This is a genomic window from Pandoraea apista, assembly GCF_001465595.2.
Classification (GTDB): Bacteria; Pseudomonadota; Gammaproteobacteria; order Burkholderiales; family Burkholderiaceae; genus Pandoraea; species Pandoraea apista.
This window is the reverse complement of sequence record NZ_CP013481.2, coordinates 2,008,529-2,030,293: the sequence shown is the minus strand read 5'-3', so window position 1 is coordinate 2,030,293 and position 21,765 is coordinate 2,008,529. Positions and strand designations below refer to the sequence as shown.

The following is a 21,765-nucleotide window of genomic DNA, read 5'->3' as shown; positions in this document are numbered from 1 at the left end:
GCTACTCGGCCAACGCCTTGAAACTCGTCGGCAAAAATGCTGGATGAACCGGATTTGCTTGGCTCACCAACTCACCTTCCCGACCGACGTCTCTATAGATACGATTGGCCAGCGCCAACGCGGGAATCGGCCCGCTGAACTGGAACGTCGTTACTGCCGCCAGTCCCTGCCCCCGACTGTCGAAGTCGGTCACCACTGCTTGTCGAAGCGTTCGCAGCGACGCATAGACGTCGTCCTCGCCCTGATCGGCCGCGACTTGAATTTCGGCGTCGATCAGCGCAACGACGGTGTCCCGGACACCAATGGCATCGTCGGCCGAGGCCGGCTGATACGCCGTCGAACTCGTCGCAACCTGAGCGATCGCAGAACGGCGCAGCAAATCGCCCGCTGCACTGCTCATTACTGCTTGGGCAGCCGCAATTGGTGAGCCCGACGCCACTGACGGGGGCGTGTATTTCGCCAGCGGCGTAAGCAACCTGATTGCGTCCGCCGGCGAGGCAGCCGTGTTCGCGGTCGCCGACATTAGTGCCTGCGCAGCGGCGCTAAATCCTGCCGGATTCGTCCCTGCGCTTACGGCAGCGGTTGATAGCGCCGCCCCGGCGACAGCGACGTTTGCGACGTTCTGCGTATCCTGCGCAAGGAGACTCGCGACCGTGGCCGTCTTGGGGGCTTTCCCGTTGGCCCCAGCGTACCCCGTATTGCTGCCGCCGAAGAGGCGGCCGAAGTTTCCGGACAACGTGGAAATCGAATTGAAGAATCGACGTACGCTATGCACCAAACCGTTCACAGCTTGATAGAACGCAACGGCAACGCCAACGGCTGTGCGAATGACCGCGACACCCGCTTTGATCGCATCGAGCGTTCGGCTGACGAAGCTCAGCAGCGACGAAGCCGTCAAGCCCGAAGCCGCACCACTCACAGCGTCTTTCGTCGCAGACTGCGCGCTCGGATACAACCGATCGCCGCCGAGAATGAACGTCAGTCGCAACTCGACAACGCGGCCGCGATCCCAGGACGTGCCAATCTCGGCCTCGGTGCAATTCGCCTTGATCTCGCCCCAAGTCGGATGGACCAGTTTGCCGATGCCGGGCGGCTTCGTATTGCCTACGGATCCACCGCGAATCACGTTCAGCAGATTGATCTTCTGGGTTGTGACGTCGCCACCGCCGTAGATCAGGCTGTTTTCGACTAAAAACCCTGTCACCTGAAGGACATTCGTCTTCAGCCCGTTGTCTTCAATCCATGGCCTCGTTTCCTTCTTCGGGTAAGAGTGGACGACGACGTTGCGGCCAAAGACGCCGCTCTCAGACAGAACAGCGAACGGTACCCCGTTGTAGCTTGCCTTCCGGAGCTTGTCCGCATAGTCCCCACTGCCGAACAGGCTCATCAAGCTTTGCGCCGATGACGCAATACCCTTAGCGGCCGAGGCAATCCCACCAATGCTGCCCGCAACGTTCACCACGTCAGCTACGCTCACGCCATCTCCCCGATTGCTCGATTGCCGACGCTAGCCGTCCCGGTCACGTTACCTTGAGACCGCACCTTCGCCGAGGCTGGCCGGCCATCCTGATGAATCACAACATCGACGTGGACACGCCCACCGTCGGCCGACACAGGCGACGGTGACTGTCCCGGCAGGTTGGCGGCGGCAATGCGCGGCGAGTTGCTATACAGTCCCGTGCCGCCCATCCGCGCCTGCACTTGCTCCACGTAGTTGCGGGTCTCCTTGGGAGCGTTCTCCAAGCCCTTGCGCTGCACGTTGCCTTGGCCCCAGTTGTACCCCGCAAGGGCCTTGCTGAGATCTCCGCCGTTTTGCTTAAGCAGATCCCGGTACATCTGAGCTGCGGCCGTGGCAGACTTCGACAGGTCATTTGGATCATCGAGCCCGTATTGCTTGGCCGTCGCATCCATGAACTGGAAGTGCCCCTTCGCGCCTGCGGACGAGAGCATGTTCGTGCCGCGGCCCGACTCCTGCGCCCATACGCTATCTAGCAGCCCCTTGGGCAGGCCGTACTGTGTCTCGAGCCGTGAAAAGAGTGCGTCTGATTCAGCACTCGATTTCCCTGCGCCCGACTGAATTCGAAGGCCTGCGGCGATGTCTGCATTCGACTTGCCAGTAAGGCGATCCCACCCGGCCCCCAGAAAACTCATAGCCGGTAGGCTGGCAGACGCGGCCCACCAGTTTCCGGCAGCTACATCGCTCGCGCCTTTTGCGGAATTCGTATCGGGAAGGCCCGCCGCCTTGGCAATTTTCAGGGCGCCCCATGCCGCAACACCGGCGGCCCCGAGAGTTCCAAGCGCTGCGACTGCCCCCGGCACGGCGACCGTCGCAAGCGAAGTGAGATTGCCGATTATCGAGACGATGCCCGCGATCGGGGCGGCGAATGTGATGGCCGCAAGCGCGACCGCGACACCCTTCACACCGCCTATCGCATCAACAAAGTCTGATACCTGTTTGGCTGTTTTTTCCCAATCGACCTGCTCTAGCCATTTGGCAAAGCGTTCGACGTACTCCGCGACCTTAGTTGCGGCAACAGCGCCGTACTGATCCACCAGGCGCTGGACGACCGCAATAGTCCGCTCCAGAGCCGGCGCCATGGCCTCGCCGAACGAGTACTTGAGCTTCGTGCCGGAGGCCTCAAGCTGGATCATCTGCTCGTTGTACGCAGCCGCCCGCTTCAGTTGTTCGTCACTCAGGACGAGCCCCATGTCCTTCGCTTTCTTAACGAACGCATCGATTCCAGACTCGCCCTTCTGGAGCATGGGTAGCAACGATCCGACGCCGAACACGTCAGCAATCAACGCCTGTGTCTGGACGTTGCCTTTCTGCTTCACGATCGCGTTCGCGACGTCCTTGAGCGCGCGAGTGGCGTCCACAGCGCCGTCTTTCGTACGATGAAGGCTGATGCCGAACTTCTGCATCATCACGAAAGCGTCCTGATTTCGGCCGTAGGTAGCGTCTTCGATGGTCTTGCCGAGCGACTTGAGCGAACCAGTCATCTCATCTGCCGACAAACCAGCGAGCTTCGCCGCTCCTCGGTAGGCCTGCAGGTCTGCAGTCGAGACGCCGATGGCCGAAGACGTCTTCAAAACCTCTGCGCCCATCTTGCCCCACTCGTTCGTCATCAGGGCAATCCCTGCGATCGAGCCGAGTCCTGCGATGCCTGCGAGCGGCGCAACAATTCCCAGAAGGCTACGGCCCGCATCAGCGGCGGCATAACCGATACGACGGATACCGCGCGCAACCTTCGTCACACCGGTTTCGTCGCCCAATGCCTTGAGCGAGCGGCCGACATCGGCGAATGGCTTGCGAAGCGACGCGGCAGCGTCATTCATCTTTTTGGATGACGCAGTCACCCGATCAATCGGCTTCGTGATCCGCTGCATCGACGCTTCAATCTTCTTCGCCACCGCCGACGCCCTGTCGGCAGCCGTGATGGTGATCTGATACGCATTGCCCGCCATCAGACCTCCTTCATGGTTTGTCGAATGCGTTTAGCCTGGTCTCTCCACCAAGCCAGCTTTGAAAGCGATAGGCGCTCCGCGTCGAGCGGGCTCCAACGGAAAAAATATGTGACGTCGGCGATTACGTCGGCGACTCCGTCGGGCCATCGTCGGTAAAACCCGCGAGATACTCGTTCGCCTCCGTGAAATCACGTTGACTGAGCTTTTCGACGGCCGACTTTGGAAGGCCGGAAACAAGGTGAATCAGCATGATCCCGATGCCGATGTTCGAGCCGCCGGTTGTCGTGGCTTTGTCGAGTTCGCCAGCAGTCGGCTCGCGCAGGTCGAGCTTGTCGTAGATGACTTCACTCTCGCCGCTACCGAGCTTTACAGGCTTGCGAAGCTTGATGGTCTTTTCGTCAGGTTGGCTCATGTTCAACTCGTGGTTTCAGAAACTTGGGGACCTTCCCACTTCACTTCGATCGTTGCATCCGTCGCTTTGGCCGTCTGATCCTCAACCGTCCACATGTTTCGGCCGATGATCGTCTTGCCGTTCGCGAGTTGGGCAACGACCGTTACGTTGTCCATCGCATTCAGGTCGGCAACCGTGAGGTTGCCTGCGTCGCGCAGGCTGGCAGAGATCGAGCCGGGCCGCGGTTTCTCGCTAAATCCGTGAACTCCGTCTTGACCCGAAAGCGTTTCCCGCGTCTTCGACGACGGGTTGTATTCGAAGTCCCCAACCAGCAGGTAATTCGTTCCATCGACAGTGATGCTTGCTGTGCCGGCGAGGCGATTCGGATTACCTGCCATGAGGAATCTCCAGAAAAAGAAAAAGGCGCCCCGAAGGCGCCTGGAATCGATCGTGTTAGCTCAAGCGGAACTGCATGAGCAATGCGAACACGCGCAACTGCGCGATCAACACCGCCGGGTAGATCACGTCCACGCGGTTCGGATTCGTGCTGTTCTGCTGGACGATGAGCCCCTGCGCAAACACAGCACTCTGCTGCACGAAGCCGTCATACTCGAGCTGTTGGTACTGAGCGATCAGATCGGCCTTGATGATGGCCGGCGTCACAATCGACGAGCCGGGGGCAAATCGCGTGCCATCTGCCGCAAGCTTCATGCGCGAGTACTTGCTTGTCACCACGGAACGCAGAGCTCGCAGTACATAGGCCAGCGTGAACAGCGTTTCCACTTCCAGATAGCTGTCGTCCGGCTGGCCGAAGCTATTCTGTTGGTAGGTGGTGATCAGGTTCTCAATGGCAACCGTGCCATCGCTTGCGACGGTGAACGTCGAAATGCCGTCCCACAGCAAGGTGTTTCGATCGCCTAGCGCAAAGCGCGACGCCAGCGGCGGGGCAAGGAAGCTCGACAGCGCCAACGTCTGTACCGGTCGAGCCGGATCCGCGCGGACCGATGTCGCCACGGTGCCGGCCAGGTCGGCAGCAAGGATCCATGCCGGCGTCGGAGAATCGTTGAACCCCATGACCGATACGTGCTCGTCGTTTCGGGTATTGCCGAACGTCGTGAGAGCGCCAAGGGTCCCTCGATATCCCGCGAACGCGTGGCCGTAGATCTGCTTGCTCCAACTCCATCGGCCCGTCGTCGAACTCAGGAATGCCTTCATGGCATCCAGCGAGTTCGCATCCGTGTACGGGAACGCGATGAAATCGAACTCTTGGTCTAGCAAGTTCGCGAATGCCGTCGTCAGGGCCGGATTAACGGCGCCGCCGGCCATCGGTGTGATCGTCAACGCAAGCCCTGCCGGTAGCGTCTCGCCACTTGCGGCACCTCGGTAGTTGATCCGAATGTCGATGTCGTTGCCGGCAAGACCTTTGTTCTTTGCGGTCACCGTCACTGTCGACGTTGCTGCAGCCGCAGTTACGGGAAGGTCAGACTGGGCATTAATCGCCGCCGCAATGGCGGTAGCAATCTGCGCCGTCGTCTGAGTCGACGTGACGGTGACGGTCACTGGCGGAACACCTTTTACGGCCGCGATGTACAGGTAGATCACACCAGTGGCCGTAGCGGGCGCCGATACCGCAATGCTCCCCGTAGCGGCCACGGCGCTGGCGTCGTCGGCCAAGGGCAGATACCAGACCTCGCCAAACGGGTCAGATTGACGGTACGCCGCGGTCATAAGCGCGAGCATCGAACCGGCACCGCCCACCGACTTTGCCTCGGTTGCACCCTGTGAAATTTGCGGAACGCCCGGCGTCCCAGTCCCGGCCGATGTGATCTGCCCGATGACCAACGCACGCTGCGTCGATGCACCGCTGTTTGCCTGGCTGTTGTCGAGTTCGGCATGGAACAGAGGAACCCGCAGATTCTGCGGAATGGTTTTGAAGGGAACAGTCACTTGGCGTTCTCCAAAACAAAAAACCCGCCGAAGCGGGTTGATTGTTCAATTCATTGAGGTGTTTTATGCGCTCTTCCCCGGCTTTCCGGACGGCGCATCGGGTAGTACTTCTGAAACCCTGATTGCATCGCCGTCGTTGATACGGCGCACCCAATACAGGTCAAACTCCCCGACTTCCTGTCCGGATTCGGGGACGAATTGCTTCGTTTCGGGATCGCGTAGCTTGATCCCAGGTGCCGGCTTGATGAACATCGCCGCTCCTCAGAGTTGTGGATGAATGATGATGCCGGGTTGCGGCGTGCCGTCCGGGACCGATACGGCGATTTGAACTTCGTCGATCGCCACCGCCGGAATCGGAAAGAAGTCTTCCGGCCCCTGGTAGAACTTGACCTCGATATGCATGACCAGCTCAGCCATGGGCATGTCGCCATCGGATGAGGTGGATATCTCCGAGTCAATAGAAGCGAATTGCTCGATGAGCGAACCACCTTGCGAGTCGTTCCAGATGAGCGGGTTGTTAATCAGCGCAACCTCGATCTGCGCCTTGAGTCGCTCAGCCGCGGCCAGAGCAACGGCCGAACCCTCATCTCCAACCTGAGCGGGCGAGGTGGTCCGTGCTACGACCTGTAGGGTCGCGTAGACGTCGTATCCCGGCTGAAATGGCCCTTGCGACTCCTTCCGCTCCTTTGGGGCACGTACCAAAACGCATGGATATGCGTCGCCCATCGTCGGCCAGTCGAACGGGGAGAAAACGGAATCCCCCGCATCGGTCGCGCCCTTGAGAGCCTCGACGAACTTGGTGCGAATGTCTGCCGAAGTAGTCACTGCGCCCCCATCTTGCTCAGAATCAGTTTGGCGCCGCCGTGACTGTCGACTCGAACATCTTTCACGACGTAAGCGCCGCCGGTGCGAACAATCGTCAACTGATCGTTCTGGGCTGGCGGCACGCCAAACTGCGACAACTGAACGCCAAGAACAGCCTGAACGGTTGTCATCTCGACGGATGCGTCCGAGAAGAGCATTTCCTTCTGGTACGCGTCATCGAACACCCCATTGATCGTCAACGGCGCGCCGGCGCGCGGCCGATATTGCACCGGCTCGCCGAACACGCCAACCAAGGGACCGAGAACGTCGGCGTCCCAGTCAACGGGCATTTAAGCCTCCGAACGGCCGCTGAACAGAACTTCCGGACGGGTGCAGATGTGAAGCGGGTATGAACTCACTTCCATCTTCCACCACTCGTTGCGGTCCCGATCCATGATCGGCACCACGTACACCGGTTTGCCCGGGGTGTTGACCCATTGGAACGATTCACCCGGTGCCAGTGCACGGCGGAACACGCCCGGCGCACCGACGGGGAAGAACTTGACCTTGTCGTCCGGGATCTTGATGGTCGCGTTATCGTCCGACCCGCGGTAGTTCAGCCACTTGATGCCGCCGAACTCAAAGGCCGAGAACGCGCCGCCGGCGCTGCCGCCGCGAATTTCCAGTGCGTCGCTCCAGTTCACGAAGGTGCGAATCACGTCCGGGTGATTCACAAACTGGTCATAGAACGCATCGCCGCACAGCGCGAACACCTTAGTCGACGGCGTGAACGCGCCCTGCGCCTTTCGTGCCATCGCCCGTGTAATCTGATTGCAGAGCGGGCGGAGAGTATTCGGCGCTGCGGCAGCGAGATTGAAAGCAATCTCCGGTGCCGGGGTAATGCCAAACTCCTGAAACCAGTTGTAGCGCACAGTGCCGTCGGCATCGGTGAACAACCCTTGCACAGCCGCAAGGCGTTGGTACTCCCAGGTGTACTCGATGTTCTTCAGCAAACCGGTCGGGCCAGCTAGGCGGCGGGCAACTTCGTCCTGCACCTGCATCAGTTCCGACTCCGTGCCAAAGGCACGAATGTTCTGAAGCTCATTGGCGTAGATCGTGTCCGAGTGGCGCAGGCGCGGAACGTCAAAGTAGCGCGCCTGACGCTTCTCGGTCGTGCGTTGCGTGCCTTCTTCGCCGCGCTCACTCAGCGGGATCACGACCAGTTGGCCCTGCCGTTGCTCGACAACGAGGGCGGTCGTGCGAATCGGATCGTCCTCGAAGATTTCGAGTTCGCCAAGCGCTTGCGGCTGATACGGATACTTGTCGACCGCAGCGGTCAGCGTGACCGTGGAGAACGGGTCCTGGTTGAAAATATCAAGAGATGCCATCTGAACGGCTCCTTCGCAAATGAAAAAGCCGCCCGGAGGCGGCCTGTCTGTTCGTGTCGAGGTTTTGGGGTTAGCGCGGGATGATCTTCAGCGTGAGAAGCTGAGCGAGCGCCGCCGCTTGGGCAGGCGCATCCATCGACGCATCCCAAACCAGCTCTGAGCTGTTCACTTCACAGTCGCGCACTACCAGAGCCCCCGGCGTGTCGTTGAGCGTCGCATCGACCAAGCCGAAAGAAATGCCAGCAGCAACTTGCGAACCGTCCGTAGCCGTCTTCGTGCAAGGAACCCACTTGCCAGCGCCTGCGGCCACGGTAACCGTGAAGCTGTCACCCGGCGCAAACGCCGTGCCACCGGCTGTAATGGTGAAGCCGAGGCCACCGGCGTTGAAAGCCGCGCCTGCCGTGCCGTGGCCGACCTCTTTTCCTGTCGGATCGGAGACCACGAAGTGGGTCGCATCGTCGAATTCGACCGTGTAGGCGCCTGCCGTGGCAGCGCCAACCGTGATTGCCCCGAACGTGCCATTGCCGGTATTCGTTCCCAGCGCCGCTGCGGTGGCCACGGTGCCGACTGTCTGTTTGCCCATGACGGTGCCGGGAAGCACTTTGACAGCACCAGAAAAGGTGCCGCGATCGATATGACGGTGGCCACGCGGTTGCGAGACCAGGAAGCCGCCGGGATGCCATGCCTCGACAAGAGGCGAGCGAGAAACGTAACTCATGATCAGAGACCCTTTGAGAAGATGAATTGGTTACGCGCGCTTGCCCGTGACCTTCGAAAATGCACGCTCCCACCCGGAACTGGTGGCATGCGCGGAACTGCGTTGCATTTCGCCGCCTGCGCCGAGATTCGGATTCCGCGCCGCGCGCGAATGATTCGCCGTACTTGCGGCAGGTGAACTGCGCAACACCGCCAACGCTTCCTGTCGCGTCATACGCGTTTTGAAAGCGAGATTCGCGGCCAATTCGACGTTTCGGCCCGCTGCCTTCGAACCCATGATGGCGGCACAGCGAGCCTGTTCACGCAAGCGAGCGCGAGCAACGGCGCTCTTGCCCCGCATTTCACCGTCGTCATCTTCGGCGTCGGGATCGGTGTCGTCATCGTCTTCTGCCTCAGGGTCTGCGTCATCGTCGGCACGCTTACCCTTCTTCCCTTTGCTGGAATCGTCCATTTCGTCGTCTTCGGCATCCGGGTCATCGTTACGGTCTTCGGCTCGCTTTCCCTTCTTGCCTTTCGAGCCATTACCGTCGTCGCGGTCCTGCTCTTCCGGGCTGTCGTCATCGGCGCGACGGCCCTGCTTTGTGTCTTCGTCTTCGGGTTTGTCGTCTTCAGCGCGCGCGCCGCGAGTCGCAAAGCCGGCGAGATGGGCGAACGAAAGCCGGCGCGCCGCGAGGGAGAGAATAGTCATACCTGTAACCTCTTGGGTTTGGGAAGTGTTAGCCCAGCTCGGCGAGCAGGGAGCGCAATGCCTCATCCGGTGCCATTACGGCATCAGCGAAGCCGATCTCGACGCCGGCGGCGCCTAAGAATGTTGTTGCCTGCGTTTTCCGAACGGTTTCCACTGGCAAATTACGGTTGCGGGCTACAGTGGCGACGAACAACTCACCCATTTCGTCAACGTCGGACTGGAATCGCTCCAGCGCCTCTTTTGTCAGAGGATTGAATTGATTCCCGTCGGCCTTGCGATCGCCATACTTGATGATGGTGACGGCCAGACCCGCTCGATCGATTGCTTTGGATTGATCGATGTGCATGCAAATCACGCCGACAGAACCGGTTCCCCCCGTGCGAGGGACGGTGATCTGCTCGCATGCACTGGCAAGTGCATATGCCGCGCTGAACGCCGACTCGCTCAGGATAGCGAGCGTCGGCTTAACGCGGCGCGACTCATATATCAAATCAGCCAAATCAAAGCAGCCCGCTACCTCTCCGCCGGGAGAGTCAATCGAAAGCGCAATCGCTCGCACCTTCTTATCGTTCAGCGCGTCGATGAAGTTGTGCCGAATCGCGTTGTAGCCGAGCATTCCCGAATATGGCCGTAGATTGCTGCTTTTCTGCACAAGCGTGCCCGAGACGTCGATAATCGCAACGCCCTCATGGAGGTCATACGGCGTCTCATCACTCGAACCACTCGGGCCGTCGTCCCACTCGTCATACGCCATCGGCGTGACAACCGTCGGAGCGCCTCCGGCAAACTCAACATCGGAAATGCCGAACCGGCTAGCGAGCGCCTTGGCGATCACCTGCCCCTTCGCAGGATGAATAGCGAGTGGAACATCAAAAATCCGTGCCGCTGCAAATGGGTAGCTCTTCATTGTGGTTCGGGTGCCTCTTCAGGTGTTGCCACTTGCTCCGCAGGTGAGGCGCCGGTCCACTTCGGAAGCGGAATACCGAGTCGCTCCATCGCTGAGATTTCCAGCGCCCGTTGCGCGAGCACCTCCTCCCAGTCCAAACCCTGCTCCGCACACTCTCGCTTAAGAGTCGACAGACCAGCGTCCATCCCGAGAACTGCGCCCTGCTTCTCCTTGACCGGATCGACCCAGCCGCGCGCCACACCAAGCCAGTCGCAACGTGCATATGCTGTTGCCGCCTCGACGAATTCGGGCGCGTTGCGCGGCAGGACATCATCGAGATCACCGCGCTCCATAGGCTCACGAAGCCATGCCGCAAACATCGGAGTGGCCGTCCCAATCTTGAACTCGGCGTTGCGGCGGCTAAGCGTTTTCCAACTTTCAAGAAGCGCCGCGCGAGCGCTCGAATAGTTGGTCTTACTCCAGTCTTGCGTAATTTGCTCAGCCGAGACTCCGAGCGCCGCCGCGACGGATCGGAGCATCTCATGCGCGAAATCCTCAAATCCATCGTGAGGATGGGCAGCCGCAACCTGTTTGATTTCTTCACCAGGCGCGAGAGTCGGGACTCGTACTCCATTGAGCATTGCCGGGCGATCCTTTGCCCATTCGGCGCGGAGGTCCTGATAGAACCCCATTTCCTGATCACCACGAGCGGAATCCATCGCCGCCTCGATCATTGCCGGATCGTACGGACTGGTCACGTATGTCCCGAAGATCGTCGCAACTGTGGCGGCCTGAAGCTCTACTCCGTAGTACCGTGCCAACATCTTCATGTGAGCCAAGACCGGCGTGAACACGCCGATGCCTCGATTCTGTCCGGCACGATCACGCTCGAAGTCGTGAATTACACGACGCCAGCCATCCTCGTCCTCACGCACGACCCGCTCCCAAACCATCGACTCGGCAGCGTTGTACCAGTCGTTTTGATGGGCCTTTCGGATGTGGTAAGCGACCGGGACTCCGTCGTCATCGATCTCCACGCCACCACGCATATACTTGGTATCGACCATTTGATACGGATTCGAGAGGCGATCCGGATCCACAACCAAAAACGTCGTTGCGTATTGAGCGCCGCCGCGTCCTACGCGCTCGGGCTTCCAATAGGCAACGACGAGATCCTCGCCATCGACCAACTTATGCCGCAATCCGAGTCGCATCTGTTGCGAGACGGTAAGTTGGCGCGTCAGATCGTTGTAGTGGCCCAAATCCTCCGAATACCCGCGCCACAAAGCCTCAACCGCTTTGCCAAACTCGTCGGCCCACTGTGCGTCGAAGCCCTTATTAAAGCGGCGAAGAAGCCGCCAATCGGGGCTCGATGACAGGCGCAGGTGCGCGCCGACAGTATTGTCGAGGATGCGGCTGATACCGCCGTGTGCCCAGCCATCGTTGCGCGCCAGATCTCGCGAACGCGAGACCATCCGATCTCGATGCTGGTTGATCTCCGAATCCGGGGAGCGGATCTGCGGAAACCACTGTCCCATCTCCTGCGTTTGTACATTCGACGCTTCGTAAGGAAATAGGCTTGAGTACGGCGGTTGTGTAACTCCGGGCCCACCCCATCCACTATCTGCCCGCGCGCGACTGCCACTAGGCAAATCCCCGAAGGGCTTGCCCGATGTATCGACGATGAGTGATGGCATTAGAAGTAAGGTCTTCGCGCGTGTGGATAGTGAGTAATGATCCCGAGTGCCTTTTGCAGCATCAGGATGCTCCGGTACATCGCCGTCAAGTCGGCCTGCTGATAAGTGACCGACTTCGTTCCGTCACCCTGGTTGTAAGTGGCCGTCACAATCTTCGAGCCTGATGAGAGATCAAAGTAGGCCGCTTGCAGGGCGGCCAGCCTCGACTGCATGTCCGCAGTGCTCATTCCGTCCGTGATAGCCATTTCATCCCTAAGCTAGTCGCCCCGTAAGCTTCCTACGGGGTGGTTCAGTATCGATTGACGCGACTGGCGCCTGAATCGACTGCGCGGAAGCGGGCCACGGCGCCGACACCGGCGGTAAGGCCGTATCGTCAAGCGGTTGCGCAACCATGTCTGCGCGGCGATTCAGCTTCAAACCGAGGTGCGTCAAGCCACAGAGCGCGCCGTAGGCGTACACGCGGCAATCGAGCGCTTCATTCGCTCGCCCAGACGGCAACTCCCACACCCGATACTTCTGCCCCCCCGACACCTTCACCACCGATCGCTCCGACGTGAGTTGCTCGAAGTAGCCGATGTCTCGATCGTTGGGGAAGTGCATGAAGCCAGGCCCAGGCTCTTCAATGTGGAGTCGATTGCGTACTGTGTCCTTTGCTGTATTGACCCCAAGGATTACCGGCCGGAACGATGCCTTCGTGCGTCGGGATGGCTTCTTAACCGGCCAAACCGGGTTGCGCTTGCCGCTTACGGCCGACTCCCCCTTGATGGCCCAGATCTTTCTGCCTAGCCGGGCCTTAGAGAATTCGTAGACCTTCTGCGTGTGATGGCCACCAGAGTCGATGCAAGCCGCCATCGCTTCAAAAGGTCGCCCGTCTGCTCGATGCCAGATCTGATCGAGATACGCATCGAGTTGCTCCCACGGCCCCGGGGTTTCGAGATCACCCTCGATGACTTCGTAGTCGATCGACCAGCTTTCCTCGTTTCTGCCCCAGCCAACAACTTCGATTTCAAATCGATAGTCCTGTACGTCAATACCCACGGTGATAACCGCTACGCCGTCCGGGACTTGGGCTGCCCAGCGTTCGCCGCGTGCGACGAGCGCCTCAAGGCGCAACACCTTGCCCGAGTTCGGGCGATATGGCATGCCGGCCTGCGTGTTCCACCAGGTCTGCTTCTTTTCTTCGTCGCCTTCGGCTTTCAGCCACTTCGCCGCAATGTCGGATGGCTTGTCCTTTTGCCACGGGCTGTAGAGCTTGCTCGCTTGAAATCCGGCGTGCTCATTGTCGACCTTCCATTCGCCACACTCAGGGCACTTGGCGCGATACACCGCATGGCGGTCACTCTCCCACCAATCCCAAACTTGGGCGATCGCTGCGTCGACCGTCGTCTCACGTGAGTCTTCCGGTCCGCGCCACGCACGCTCGTAATCATCGAGCGGGACATGGCGAGAACCGCAGCACTCGAACGGCTTCGTCTGATGCCAACGGGCCGTCTGGAGCGCACGCAGGCGGTCACCTTCAGACCAGATCTGGCCACATGACTCGCATGAGATCCTCGCCGTCTTCGGGAAATGCTCCACTACATCGCCGTTATCGTCACGGCGCTTGTCCCAATCGACGTGCTTAAAGAAGTCAGGAAACATGCGGTGCCCGCAGTGGGGACACGCGAGGGAGGCACGCCGCTGATCCGATTCCTTATAGCTCGCTTCAATCCGGCTTTCGTCCTCAATCGTCGGCGAGCATGCGCGGATCGAAAGCCAGTTGACGCCAAATGTCGCCGTCCGCTCTTCTGCCAATGCGATCGGCTCTCCTTCACGCGTCACCGGATACTTGTCGACCTCGTCAGCGAGGATGACGCGCACCGGACGACGGGCGAGGTTATCAGGGCTGCCAGCGCCCGCGAGCGCCAGAAACCCGCCGGGGAACGCCTTGAACAGCAGCGTCTCATCGGCATTGCGCGTTTTGCTCGTCCCCACCAGTTCGCGCAGCGCTGGCGTCACGCGGATCAGAGGGCTGATTCGCTCTTTGCTGAACTGCTCGGCTGCATCCTCCTTCGGTTGCAGCAGCAAAATTGGGCAAGGATCGAGATGAGCAAAGTAGCCGAACACGTTTTCGAGCAACGCTGTCTTAAGTAACTGCGTACTCACCATCGTCGTGACGACATGGACACCGGGCTCAGTCACCGCAAGCATCGGTCCGCGAGCGATCTCGACGGTAGCCGTCTCCCAGTTTCCGGACGTACTTCCTGCTTCCTTCGCGAGCTTGCGATACTTGTCGGCCCAAGCCGGCACACTAATGCGAGGTGGAGGTGTCCACGCGCGCCGAACAGACGCGCGTAGCCTTTCAGCCTTCCCTTTCGGAGAAATTGGCTTCAGGCTCGCCAAGTTGGGCGATTTGCTTATGGACATGCGCAGTTAGGGCCTCGACAACTCGGTCGGCCTCGACGCCCAGATCGGCTGCCAATATCGGCCCCACCCTGGTCGGCCAGTTAAGCCACGCATCGCGCTGCGCCCGGAACTCCTCGAAGAGGATTGCTGTTGCGGTATCCAGCTCGACGAGGGAGCCAGACTTTCGTTCGTACTCAAGCTGAGCCATCAGCCCGAGATAGTTTTCTTTGAAGCAGCGCGCATCATCGAAATCGAGCAGCTCTACGTTGCCCGAGAGAATCCGATTCGCGGCTTCGCCAGCGCTCTCACCAGCTTCAAGCGTTACTTCTGACGCGGCTTGGGTAACAGTCTTTCGCTTGTTACCCTTTGGCGCTTGGGTAACAGTTTGGGTAACAGCAGGAATCCCATCACGGCGATACCTTTTCAGAAGTGCGTTCGACTGGTCGACGTCGATGTCATCGCCCGCAAACACAAGCCAGCCGCGCTCCTTCCACTTTGTGACCGTCTTTCGACTGACCCCGTGGAGTGCCGCGAACTCGCTTTGATTCATGTATGGATCTGTTACCTGTTACCCAAATTTCAAAACTCAGCGCTGGGCGAAATTCGCGAGTCTTCGCTCCCGCCCTGCACGTCTTCGGGATAAGGACCCGCGACATTTTTGACCGCCGACCGGGATGTCCGGTGCCCAGCCGGTCGGCATGCGGAGCAGGCCATGGGGCCACCTTTCACGCATGCGCTAACAGTCCGCGTGCACTCGCCCCCGCACCGACAACACACTCCACGCTGGACGACTCGCCGGGCGTTCGCGATGTTTCGGCTCCGCGTCGACGGAATGAGATTTGCGCGACGGTTATCTAGTGAGTTGTGATTGTCATGATCCACATCAAGCGGATTCGACGCATCCAGTCCCGCCACAACCCGATGCATACGCAATGTCACGCACCGGCCACCAACACGCACGTTTCGAACGGCATAGACGTTGTTTTTGCTGCCGTTGGGTTTCGCCTTCCATCGCCATTGCGATAGATAGTCGAGCATGTCGTCATCAACTATCGCGTAGGCATGCAACCCAATCGCGTACTTCCCCGTCAACTTGATCTGCGCCATCGCGTAAAGAAAAAAGTGCCCAGTTTTGCAGCTCGGAATAATTGTTGAACGGTTCAACGCCGGCGGCTGGCCGCGAAGGCCAGTTCGTGCTTGAGAATCTGCGGAAACTTCTGCCGGATCTTCGCCATGACGGCTTTCTCGACGGCATCATTTGCGAGCGACTGTGGAATCGACGGCCCAAATAGCTCTTTGATCGGCAAGCCCGATCGCATGACCTTGCCGTTGCGCACCACCTTCTTGTGCCCCTTGCCAGTCCGCTCGAACACGCCTCGGTGCCCGTTGGGCATACTCGCAATGAACGCGTGTTTCAAGACCTTACGACCCGACTTAACCTGCACGCTCACGCCGCCGCCACCTTGCCGCGCGCCGTAGTTGATCAAACCAATCGGCCGTCCCGTCGCCTTGAGTGTGACAACCAAGTTGCCGGCAGAGGCGCGCTTTATGGCAAACGATTTCTTGATCGCGCTCGCCTTAATGTTGTAGCCAACGGCTCGGACCTCTTTCGAGGCCTCAGTTCTTGCCTGATTCGCTGTCTTGTTCAGCGCTCGGACGACCGCCTTCTTCTCTTCGCCCAGATACCGTGACAGGTCGGCCGTGATGCCTTTGACATCCGCACGCACATTCAGACTGAGCATTGCGGTCTCACCCACGCTTCAGCCAAGCGGCCGGGAACACACCTTCGGCGGGCGCCCGTGCATAAAGCGGAACATCGATGAGGATGCGCGAGGGCGCACCCGGCGGGAAGGCTGTGACGGATACCAACGCGATCGCCCCCTCAGGCAGCAGCGCAGTGTCAGTGGTTGCAGCAGATATAAGGGCGGCGACGCGACGATTTCCGTTATGCCAAATGGCAGAGCGTACAAATGCGATCTCGCCGGGCAAGGCGTCGGCGGCGATGTTCTTTGATGGGCGTGCCATGTGGACTCAGAAAATAAAAAGCCCGCGCCAGTAACGGCGGCGGGCAATGCCGCTCTTTCGAAGCGGCGAGGAGACGGATCGAGGATGGCCGGCCCCAACTCCGGCTGCGTCTTATTTGCAAATGGCGGAACGCTTAGACGCCGGGGTACCGATACTTGCTTTCTGCCGCCTCGGTTCCATACGGCGGGCTACGCTGTGGTTGCGCGATCACCCTCATCAAACCCGCCAACCCGTTCGTCGCTTGGACTCGCTTGGCCAGCCTCGCCGGCAGTCTGCGGGCTTGATGAGAACGCCGAAAACAAAAAACCCGCCGGCTTTCACCTGGCGGGTTTCGTTAGACGCACTGTCCCGGAACAAATGTCTCACATCCTGTCGTGCTTTTCAAAGACCGCGTGTCGCACTTTTAGCCGCGCCACTTATACAGAGCGCCCGCCCCACGATCACAACGAGGTGTGCGAATCGATATAGAGCCGCACTCATGGAGAGCATGAAGCACCCTCAAAACGCCTCGATGAACGGCAGAGCGCGTTGGCCCAGGCGCTCGACTTCGAACGTAATTAACCAGCTCATTCATGGGAAACCAACGGCCAGGGTGATGTGCCATGCACTCCATGACTTCGCGCGAGTATTTCAAGAGAACGCCCTCCTCACCTTTTTTTGCCCAGCCGCCAGCACGCTCTCGTAGCCGGAAATAGAGACCCCAATCTTTCGCGCGGCCCCGGCCACCCCCTTGTGGATCCGGTCATACCTCCACGGCGAGAGATATTCGGCCTGCATCACCTTGCGCTCGATATAGGGCATTGCGTCATATACACGCTGTACGACCTGGGCCCGCTCTTCGAAAATAGGCTCAAGCTTCTCATCCGGCTCGCAAAGCGCTTCGCTCCCCACATAGCGGCACTCGATCGACTGACAATGATCCGGCGGGATCGGATGTGGGAGGGAACCTGCATGGCACCACCGCGCCCAGTTCCTGATTTCGCTTTCTACCCATTTGGGAACGCTCATTCCTCGGACCTCCCCTCATCGTAGAACACACACCGGCGCATGTACCGCGCTCCCGGCTTCGTTTGCTCCTTGGCGCAATATTCCACTCCCCAAAGCCGCAGTTTGTGTATGCACCCCTGGCATGTCTTACTCTCCTCGATTTCGATGACCTTCGCGGGATCCTGATAGCAGTACGACGGTAGCGCAGCCATCAGGCGATCTCCGGTAATACTGCCGCGAATATGGCGTGCGCCACCTCACGCGTCGTTTGCTCGAGTAGTTGCTCCTCACTCCCATAGCGCCGTTGGAACTCACCAGGTCCGGCGTGGAAGGCGACCCCATAGCCGCCCAATCGATGATGAAGTGGGCAAAGCGGGATAGTCTGCGTGTGGCCTGCGCGTTGACCACCTCCCGCAAGAAACCGGACGTGATGCACCTCTGCAGGGCTCTCGCCGAATCCAAGATTGCGGCATACGATGCAGCACAGCCCTGCCACAATCCCCAAATGCTCTCGCTCGGCCTTCTTGGCACGTGGACGACGAGACTTCTTGAAGGCCGAACGCTTAATCTGCCTTCCGCTCCGCAATGGCACCTTGCGTCCCCAACTCATCTCACTTCCTCACAAAGTCGTTGATGGGAGCGCACGTCGCGGTCGTACGTCCGCATCGGCGTCCAGCGCGGACGATACGGGCCCGCCGCCCTCGTCGGCACACTGGTGTAGTCCGGCTGCCGGGACGCACGCCTCGTCATCGCAAGACGGAACCTGCGCTTCTCGTTGAGCGTCTCCATATCCAGCAAACCCTCGCCGACCAGCAGCAAGCACGTCTCGCGAGTCCCGCGTTGCGCGTACCCAGTGAGCGAGGACAGCGTCTCTACGCAATACCAGACACCTCGATCCATGCACTCAAGAATGTCGTGCTTCATTTGATCTCCACGATGCTCAAACCCTTCAATGCCATCAGGTGACGCTTGATTCGGTATTCCGCCGTGATCACCCCCTTCACGTCTTCGATCACGGTCTCATCACCGCGCTCGTACACAAAGTCAGCAACGTAGCGGAGTGGAGGGGCTTTCCGTCCATTGATCACAACTCCAGGGGCCAGCACGTAGACCACCTGCCGCTCCAGCGCACAAATCTCTCCTTGCTCCTCCATGACCAGCAATTGCGACCATCGACGGGCCTCCGCCCGGCTATCGAACTTGATTCCGTCAACTTCACACTTCCTGTTGCTGTACTTCGAGCGCTTCTGTTCGACCATGCCGAGGATCGGGTAAGCCAGCGGCACGGAAGCAGGCGACGCCAGCGCAGCAGCAGTGGCACCAACCTGTTCGCGAATCCGCGCAGTGCCCACTAAGCCATTGCTCACGGCGCTCTCGGGAAACGTCAGACCCTTCCGGCTCACTTGCCCTTCCTCCGTACGTGTTCGATGTATGCCCTCAACTCACTTTCCTGCCTTTCCGCTACCACGTCGCCGAAGCGCCGCCGTACTACAGCAAGATAGGCTCGAGCCACATTGCCGTGCCCTGCGAGCGCCGCCCTTGCCGCTTCCTCGAAGCGCCGCCAGCAATCGCTCTGCTTCAAAACGTTGCCCTGCCCTTCGGCGACTCACCCTCTTCGCGACGGCCATATGTCACACCTGACTCAAGGGGTGTGAAACTCTGGAACTCCCCCTGGAACCCAAGCGCCACCCGCCCCAGCGGGCCGTTCCGCTGCTTACCGATGATCACTTCGCACAGACCACGATCAGGGCTATCGGGGTAATAGACTTCGTCGCGGTACAGGAAGAGCACGATGTCCGCGTCCTGCTCAATCTCGCCGGAATCACGGAGATCCGACATCACCGGGCGCTTATCCGCGCGCTGCTCAACGCCGCGATTGAGCTGAGCGAGCGCGATAATCGGAACGTCCAACTCCTTCGCAAGTGCCTTCAGCCCGCGCGAGTAGCTGCCGATTTCTTGAGTGCGGTTGTCGCCTTGACCGCCCGTCATCAGGCCGAGGTAATCGACCACGATCAGGCCCAAGCCATGACGACGCTTGATACCGCGCGCCTTGCTGCGGATATCGAGAAGCGACAGTCCCGGCTGGTCGTCGAAGTACAACGACAGCTTCTCGATTCGGCCAATGCCGGCGGGCAGTTGACCCCACTCCTGATCCGTCAGCTTCTTCGGCTCGATCAGATGGCCGAAATTCACACCGGCATGCCGCGCCATCATCCGGGCGTGTAGTTGCTCGGCCGGCATTTCCATTGACAGAAACAGCGTCGGCTTGCTCTCGGCGACGTTGGATGCCACGTTTAGCGAGAAAGCCGTCTTCCCCATCGACGGGCGGGCCGCAACGATTACCAAGTCACCGCCCTTCAGCCCGCCGGCGATCTTGTCGTCGAGTGCCTCGTAACCCGTGCGGGCCGGGGCGATCTCGCCGTCAAGGCGACGTTCCATGCCAACCAGAAAATGCGACAGGCCCTCAGCGGCCAAGATCGGCGCGGCAGCCGCACGCCCCTCGGCAAGTCGCTCCACCTCGGCCTGTGCTCGGTCGACCAACTCACCCGCAGTGGCGCCGTTCGGGTTCTGCGCCATCTCCTGCATGCGCGAACCCGCGGCAGCGAGGCCACGCTTCTGCGCGCGGTCAATGACCATCTCGGCGTAGTGCGCAACGTTGGCAGCACCCGGCACGTTGGCAGTCAAGTCGTTGAGGTAGCCGATTCCGCCTATGGCATCGGCGCCGCCCTTAGCCGAGATACACCCAAATACGGTGAACGCATCGGCCGGCTGGTTCGCGCTGAGCATGGTGACGATCTCGGCGAAGATCGTCCGATGATCAGCGCGGAAAAAGTGCTCTGCCCTCAGGCCGCCGATACGGTCAATCGCATCGTTCTCGAACAGCAGCGCGCCAATGACGGCCTGCTCCGCTTCGATGGCAGCAATGGCGCGGTTCGGTTCGTTCGCTGTCATTTGCCGTCCGCCTTCGGGATATCGCCGTACCGATTCTTGATGAGCCGATCATTGGCAATGATCACCATGCAATCCAGCGAAGCATCGAAGGCTTCGTCGGTAAGTCGCGCTTGAATTGGCAAATCGTGTCGATCCGCCAGTTCCGGCTTAAAATCTGACTTCCCAAGTACTAATGCGATCACTTTTCTCATGTCATTCGGATTCCAAGATCTGTGGACTGTCGTTGTGAGTCACTACGAGTCCCCAAGCAGCTTCACTGTGAGCGTGCAGACGGGTGACGAAATGCTCGAAACGAACCACGACATCTTCGCGGCCGGACGAGCGCATGCAAGGCATCTCGTTATGGGCCTGTTCCACTCCGAGCAAGACGCCCGCGATTTCGCGCGCATGCTGCAAACGAATCGGAATGCGATTGCCGATCTGATCGCGAAACCAGCGAAGGGAATCTGACGCGTTACTCATCGCTTGTCCGCCTTGTTGTGCTGGCCGCCGATCACGTTGCTGAAGCCTTTCGGGCTGATCAGCCAATCGAAAGACGCTTTCGGCGGAAATTCGACGTTCGCCTTGACCCATGGGAAGTAGTCACGCCACATCTCCGGGTTCTGTCGCTTCTCAGCGCCCAAGGTGATCAGAGCGCGAATCGCCCCCGCCCGCTCCTCCACGAACACGGTCTCATCGACCTTGCCGACATGCTCCCCGAGGACTTCGTTAAAGCCCCGGATCACGGCCAGTTCGGCATCGGTGTACGCGGATTGAATTTCGTCCATCCAACCGCCGGCATTCAGCCAGGACGCCGCGTGCGGGATGAACTGCGGATTTGCCCACTGCCCCGAGGTCTTGGCCCGCTCAAGCCCGGCCATCAGGTCGGCAAAGAGCTGCTCGTCAGGGTTGAGCTTTGCGAACGCCTTCTCGGCGGTCTTCTTGGATTTCCGTTTCGGATACCCAGCCCAAAAAATCTCAAAGCGTTCGCGAAGCGAGCGCGAAAGGGCTTCTTTTGGAGTTGTCTTTTGGTCTTGTCTTTTGGAGTTGTCTTTTGTGGTTCCGGATTCCGGAACATCGGAGTTCCTGTCGGGGGGACCAAGAATCGCCAGCAAACCCGCGTCACACATAGAGATTAAGAAATTTTGGCGTAACCCTGGCGTAGGCAATCAGGAATTGCGCCATGAAAACTATCCACTTCTACCGATACCGGACGCCCGGTTCGAGGCGCTGGAAGCAGACTCGTCATCGCATGGACGAGCAGACGGCACGCGATTGGTTCGCGCAGTTCCACCCGGGCGCCGTCTATGAGCCGGAGGATGCCGGCGCGATTGAGATTGACGATACGAAGGGTTGGCACCCGGGGCCCCAATAGCCATGGTGGGCCGGGCACGCCGAAGAAGTGAAGTTATTTGCTGCGGGGCTTCCAGCCGCAGACCTTTGCCCCGGCGCGA

General features: G+C 59.7%; 27 protein-coding genes. 1 reads left to right on the top strand and 26 read right to left on the bottom strand.

Annotation, left to right across the window (positions count from 1 at the left end; all coding sequences use genetic code 11):
• Nucleotide 1 precedes the first annotated feature (1 nt).
• From AT395_RS09360 to AT395_RS09225, 25 genes are all read right to left on the bottom strand, one after another.
• The gene (locus tag AT395_RS09360; RefSeq protein WP_048629103.1) at nucleotides 2–1,477 is read right to left on the bottom strand and encodes a DNA circularization protein; all 1,476 of its coding nucleotides are present in this window, start codon (nucleotides 1,475–1,477) and stop codon (nucleotides 2–4) included.
• Nucleotides 1,474–3,465, bottom strand: a complete 1,992-nt coding sequence (locus AT395_RS09355) for a transglycosylase SLT domain-containing protein (protein ID WP_048629102.1) — start codon at nucleotides 3,463–3,465, stop codon at nucleotides 1,474–1,476. Before AT395_RS09355 ends, AT395_RS09360 begins: the two co-directional genes overlap by 4 nt.
• Nucleotides 3,465–3,587 carry a GpE family phage tail protein gene (locus AT395_RS09350; RefSeq protein WP_082164800.1) on the bottom strand — a complete coding sequence of 41 codons (123 nt, stop codon included), beginning with the start codon at nucleotides 3,585–3,587 and terminating at the stop codon, nucleotides 3,465–3,467. Before AT395_RS09350 ends, AT395_RS09355 begins: the two co-directional genes overlap by 1 nt.
• Complete coding sequence (locus AT395_RS09345; RefSeq protein WP_048629101.1) at nucleotides 3,587–3,877, bottom strand: phage tail assembly protein; 291 nt, start codon at nucleotides 3,875–3,877, stop codon at nucleotides 3,587–3,589. Before AT395_RS09345 ends, AT395_RS09350 begins: the two co-directional genes overlap by 1 nt.
• 2 nt (nucleotides 3,878–3,879) lie before the next feature.
• Nucleotides 3,880–4,254 (bottom strand): phage tail tube protein, encoded by a 375-nt coding sequence (locus AT395_RS09340; RefSeq protein WP_010804675.1) that lies wholly within the window; start codon nucleotides 4,252–4,254, stop codon nucleotides 3,880–3,882.
• Nucleotides 4,255–4,309: 55 nt separating this feature from the next.
• Nucleotides 4,310–5,803, bottom strand: a complete 1,494-nt coding sequence (locus AT395_RS09335; RefSeq protein WP_048629100.1) for a phage tail sheath subtilisin-like domain-containing protein — start codon at nucleotides 5,801–5,803, stop codon at nucleotides 4,310–4,312.
• 63 nt (nucleotides 5,804–5,866) lie between these two features.
• Complete coding sequence (locus AT395_RS09330; protein WP_048629099.1) at nucleotides 5,867–6,055, bottom strand: DUF2635 domain-containing protein; 189 nt, start codon at nucleotides 6,053–6,055, stop codon at nucleotides 5,867–5,869.
• 9 nt (nucleotides 6,056–6,064) lie between these two features.
• The gene (locus tag AT395_RS09325) at nucleotides 6,065–6,628 is read right to left on the bottom strand and encodes a hypothetical protein (protein ID WP_048629098.1); all 564 of its coding nucleotides are present in this window, start codon (nucleotides 6,626–6,628) and stop codon (nucleotides 6,065–6,067) included.
• Nucleotides 6,625–6,957 (bottom strand): head-tail joining protein, encoded by a 333-nt coding sequence (locus AT395_RS09320; protein ID WP_048629097.1) that lies wholly within the window; start codon nucleotides 6,955–6,957, stop codon nucleotides 6,625–6,627. Before AT395_RS09320 ends, AT395_RS09325 begins: the two co-directional genes overlap by 4 nt.
• Entirely contained in the window at nucleotides 6,958–7,995 is a 1,038-nt protein-coding gene (locus AT395_RS09315; RefSeq protein WP_048629096.1) for a major capsid protein, read from the bottom strand.
• 70 nt (nucleotides 7,996–8,065) lie between these two features.
• Nucleotides 8,066–8,713, bottom strand: coding sequence for a head decoration protein (locus AT395_RS09310; protein ID WP_048629095.1), 648 nt, complete (start codon nucleotides 8,711–8,713; stop codon nucleotides 8,066–8,068).
• A 30-nt stretch (nucleotides 8,714–8,743) separates the two neighbouring features.
• Nucleotides 8,744–9,400: a hypothetical protein gene (locus AT395_RS09305; protein WP_048629094.1), complete on the bottom strand. Its 657-nt coding sequence runs from the start codon at nucleotides 9,398–9,400 to the stop codon at nucleotides 8,744–8,746.
• A 28-nt stretch (nucleotides 9,401–9,428) separates the two neighbouring features.
• A complete protein-coding gene (locus AT395_RS09300) occupies nucleotides 9,429–10,307 on the bottom strand; it encodes a S49 family peptidase (RefSeq protein WP_048629093.1) in 879 nt (292 codons plus the stop codon).
• Complete coding sequence (locus AT395_RS09295; RefSeq protein ID WP_231606129.1) at nucleotides 10,304–11,824, bottom strand: phage portal protein; 1,521 nt, start codon at nucleotides 11,822–11,824, stop codon at nucleotides 10,304–10,306. Before AT395_RS09295 ends, AT395_RS09300 begins: the two co-directional genes overlap by 4 nt.
• Before the next feature lie 158 nt (nucleotides 11,825–11,982).
• Nucleotides 11,983–12,228, bottom strand: coding sequence for a gpW family head-tail joining protein (gene gpW, locus AT395_RS09290; RefSeq protein ID WP_048629091.1), 246 nt, complete (start codon nucleotides 12,226–12,228; stop codon nucleotides 11,983–11,985).
• A 7-nt stretch (nucleotides 12,229–12,235) separates the two neighbouring features.
• On the bottom strand, nucleotides 12,236–14,173 hold the full coding sequence (locus tag AT395_RS09285) for a phage terminase large subunit family protein (protein ID WP_048629175.1): 1,938 nt from the start codon (nucleotides 14,171–14,173) through the stop codon (nucleotides 12,236–12,238).
• Between the two features lie 151 nt (nucleotides 14,174–14,324).
• Nucleotides 14,325–14,918 carry a helix-turn-helix domain-containing protein gene (locus tag AT395_RS09280; RefSeq protein ID WP_048629090.1) on the bottom strand — a complete coding sequence of 198 codons (594 nt, stop codon included), beginning with the start codon at nucleotides 14,916–14,918 and terminating at the stop codon, nucleotides 14,325–14,327.
• 610 nt (nucleotides 14,919–15,528) lie between these two features.
• Entirely contained in the window at nucleotides 15,529–16,110 is a 582-nt protein-coding gene (locus AT395_RS09275; protein WP_048629089.1) for a phage tail protein, read from the bottom strand.
• A 7-nt stretch (nucleotides 16,111–16,117) separates the two neighbouring features.
• Nucleotides 16,118–16,393 carry a hypothetical protein gene (locus AT395_RS09270; protein WP_048629088.1) on the bottom strand — a complete coding sequence of 92 codons (276 nt, stop codon included), beginning with the start codon at nucleotides 16,391–16,393 and terminating at the stop codon, nucleotides 16,118–16,120.
• Between the two features lie 630 nt (nucleotides 16,394–17,023).
• Nucleotides 17,024–17,401 carry a hypothetical protein gene (locus AT395_RS09260; protein ID WP_072632803.1) on the bottom strand — a complete coding sequence of 126 codons (378 nt, stop codon included), beginning with the start codon at nucleotides 17,399–17,401 and terminating at the stop codon, nucleotides 17,024–17,026.
• A gap of 190 nt (nucleotides 17,402–17,591) precedes the next feature.
• Entirely contained in the window at nucleotides 17,592–17,990 is a 399-nt protein-coding gene (locus AT395_RS26360; RefSeq protein ID WP_082164792.1) for a Ref family recombination enhancement nuclease, read from the bottom strand.
• Nucleotides 17,987–18,304 (bottom strand): hypothetical protein, encoded by a 318-nt coding sequence (locus AT395_RS09245; protein ID WP_048629085.1) that lies wholly within the window; start codon nucleotides 18,302–18,304, stop codon nucleotides 17,987–17,989. Before AT395_RS09245 ends, AT395_RS26360 begins: the two co-directional genes overlap by 4 nt.
• Nucleotides 18,301–18,747: a DUF1064 domain-containing protein gene (locus AT395_RS09240; protein ID WP_224787617.1), complete on the bottom strand. Its 447-nt coding sequence runs from the start codon at nucleotides 18,745–18,747 to the stop codon at nucleotides 18,301–18,303. Before AT395_RS09240 ends, AT395_RS09245 begins: the two co-directional genes overlap by 4 nt.
• Nucleotides 18,748–18,958: 211 nt before the next feature.
• Nucleotides 18,959–20,332, bottom strand: a complete 1,374-nt coding sequence (gene dnaB / locus AT395_RS09230) for a replicative DNA helicase (protein WP_048629084.1) — start codon at nucleotides 20,330–20,332, stop codon at nucleotides 18,959–18,961.
• Nucleotides 20,329–20,523, bottom strand: coding sequence for a hypothetical protein (locus AT395_RS09225; RefSeq protein ID WP_048629083.1), 195 nt, complete (start codon nucleotides 20,521–20,523; stop codon nucleotides 20,329–20,331). Before AT395_RS09225 ends, dnaB begins: the two co-directional genes overlap by 4 nt.
• On the opposite strand from AT395_RS09225, the gene AT395_RS25530 reads away from it, so the two are divergent.
• Complete coding sequence (locus tag AT395_RS25530) at nucleotides 20,522–20,782, top strand: hypothetical protein (protein WP_156219724.1); 261 nt, start codon at nucleotides 20,522–20,524, stop codon at nucleotides 20,780–20,782. The genes AT395_RS09225 and AT395_RS25530 overlap by 2 nt on opposite strands.
• Before the next feature lie 8 nt (nucleotides 20,783–20,790).
• On the opposite strand, the gene AT395_RS09215 is transcribed toward AT395_RS25530, so the two are convergent.
• Nucleotides 20,791–21,426 (bottom strand): hypothetical protein, encoded by a 636-nt coding sequence (locus AT395_RS09215; RefSeq protein ID WP_156890205.1) that lies wholly within the window; start codon nucleotides 21,424–21,426, stop codon nucleotides 20,791–20,793.
• Nucleotides 21,427–21,765: the final 339 nt, after the last annotated feature.

Coding starts and splice junctions, on each gene's coding strand:
- AT395_RS09245 (WP_048629085.1), bottom strand. CDS start 18,304: ATGAAGCACGACATTCTTGAGTGCATGGATCGAGGTGTCTGGTATTGC.
- AT395_RS09295 (WP_231606129.1), bottom strand. CDS start 11,824: ATGGGACAGTGGTTTCCGCAGATCCGCTCCCCGGATTCGGAGATCAAC.
- AT395_RS09315 (WP_048629096.1), bottom strand. CDS start 7,995: ATGGCATCTCTTGATATTTTCAACCAGGACCCGTTCTCCACGGTCACG.
- AT395_RS09260 (WP_072632803.1), bottom strand. CDS start 17,401: ATGAGCGTTCCCAAATGGGTAGAAAGCGAAATCAGGAACTGGGCGCGG.
- AT395_RS09285 (WP_048629175.1), bottom strand. CDS start 14,173: ATGCTTGCGGTGACTGAGCCCGGTGTCCATGTCGTCACGACGATGGTG.
- AT395_RS09225 (WP_048629083.1), bottom strand. CDS start 20,523: ATGAGAAAAGTGATCGCATTAGTACTTGGGAAGTCAGATTTTAAGCCG.
- gpW (WP_048629091.1), bottom strand. CDS start 12,228: ATGGCTATCACGGACGGAATGAGCACTGCGGACATGCAGTCGAGGCTG.
- AT395_RS09330 (WP_048629099.1), bottom strand. CDS start 6,055: ATGTTCATCAAGCCGGCACCTGGGATCAAGCTACGCGATCCCGAAACG.
- AT395_RS09280 (WP_048629090.1), bottom strand. CDS start 14,918: ATGAATCAAAGCGAGTTCGCGGCACTCCACGGGGTCAGTCGAAAGACG.
- AT395_RS09275 (WP_048629089.1), bottom strand. CDS start 16,110: ATGCTCAGTCTGAATGTGCGTGCGGATGTCAAAGGCATCACGGCCGAC.
- AT395_RS09310 (WP_048629095.1), bottom strand. CDS start 8,713: ATGAGTTACGTTTCTCGCTCGCCTCTTGTCGAGGCATGGCATCCCGGC.
- AT395_RS09320 (WP_048629097.1), bottom strand. CDS start 6,957: ATGCCCGTTGACTGGGACGCCGACGTTCTCGGTCCCTTGGTTGGCGTG.
- AT395_RS09355 (WP_048629102.1), bottom strand. CDS start 3,465: ATGGCGGGCAATGCGTATCAGATCACCATCACGGCTGCCGACAGGGCG.
- AT395_RS09340 (WP_010804675.1), bottom strand. CDS start 4,254: ATGGCAGGTAATCCGAATCGCCTCGCCGGCACAGCAAGCATCACTGTC.
- AT395_RS09270 (WP_048629088.1), bottom strand. CDS start 16,393: ATGGCACGCCCATCAAAGAACATCGCCGCCGACGCCTTGCCCGGCGAG.
- AT395_RS26360 (WP_082164792.1), bottom strand. CDS start 17,990: ATGAGTTGGGGACGCAAGGTGCCATTGCGGAGCGGAAGGCAGATTAAG.
- AT395_RS09345 (WP_048629101.1), bottom strand. CDS start 3,877: ATGAGCCAACCTGACGAAAAGACCATCAAGCTTCGCAAGCCTGTAAAG.
- dnaB (WP_048629084.1), bottom strand. CDS start 20,332: ATGACAGCGAACGAACCGAACCGCGCCATTGCTGCCATCGAAGCGGAG.
- AT395_RS09300 (WP_048629093.1), bottom strand. CDS start 10,307: ATGAAGAGCTACCCATTTGCAGCGGCACGGATTTTTGATGTTCCACTC.
- AT395_RS25530 (WP_156219724.1), top strand. CDS start 20,522: ATGTCATTCGGATTCCAAGATCTGTGGACTGTCGTTGTGAGTCACTAC.
- AT395_RS09305 (WP_048629094.1), bottom strand. CDS start 9,400: ATGACTATTCTCTCCCTCGCGGCGCGCCGGCTTTCGTTCGCCCATCTC.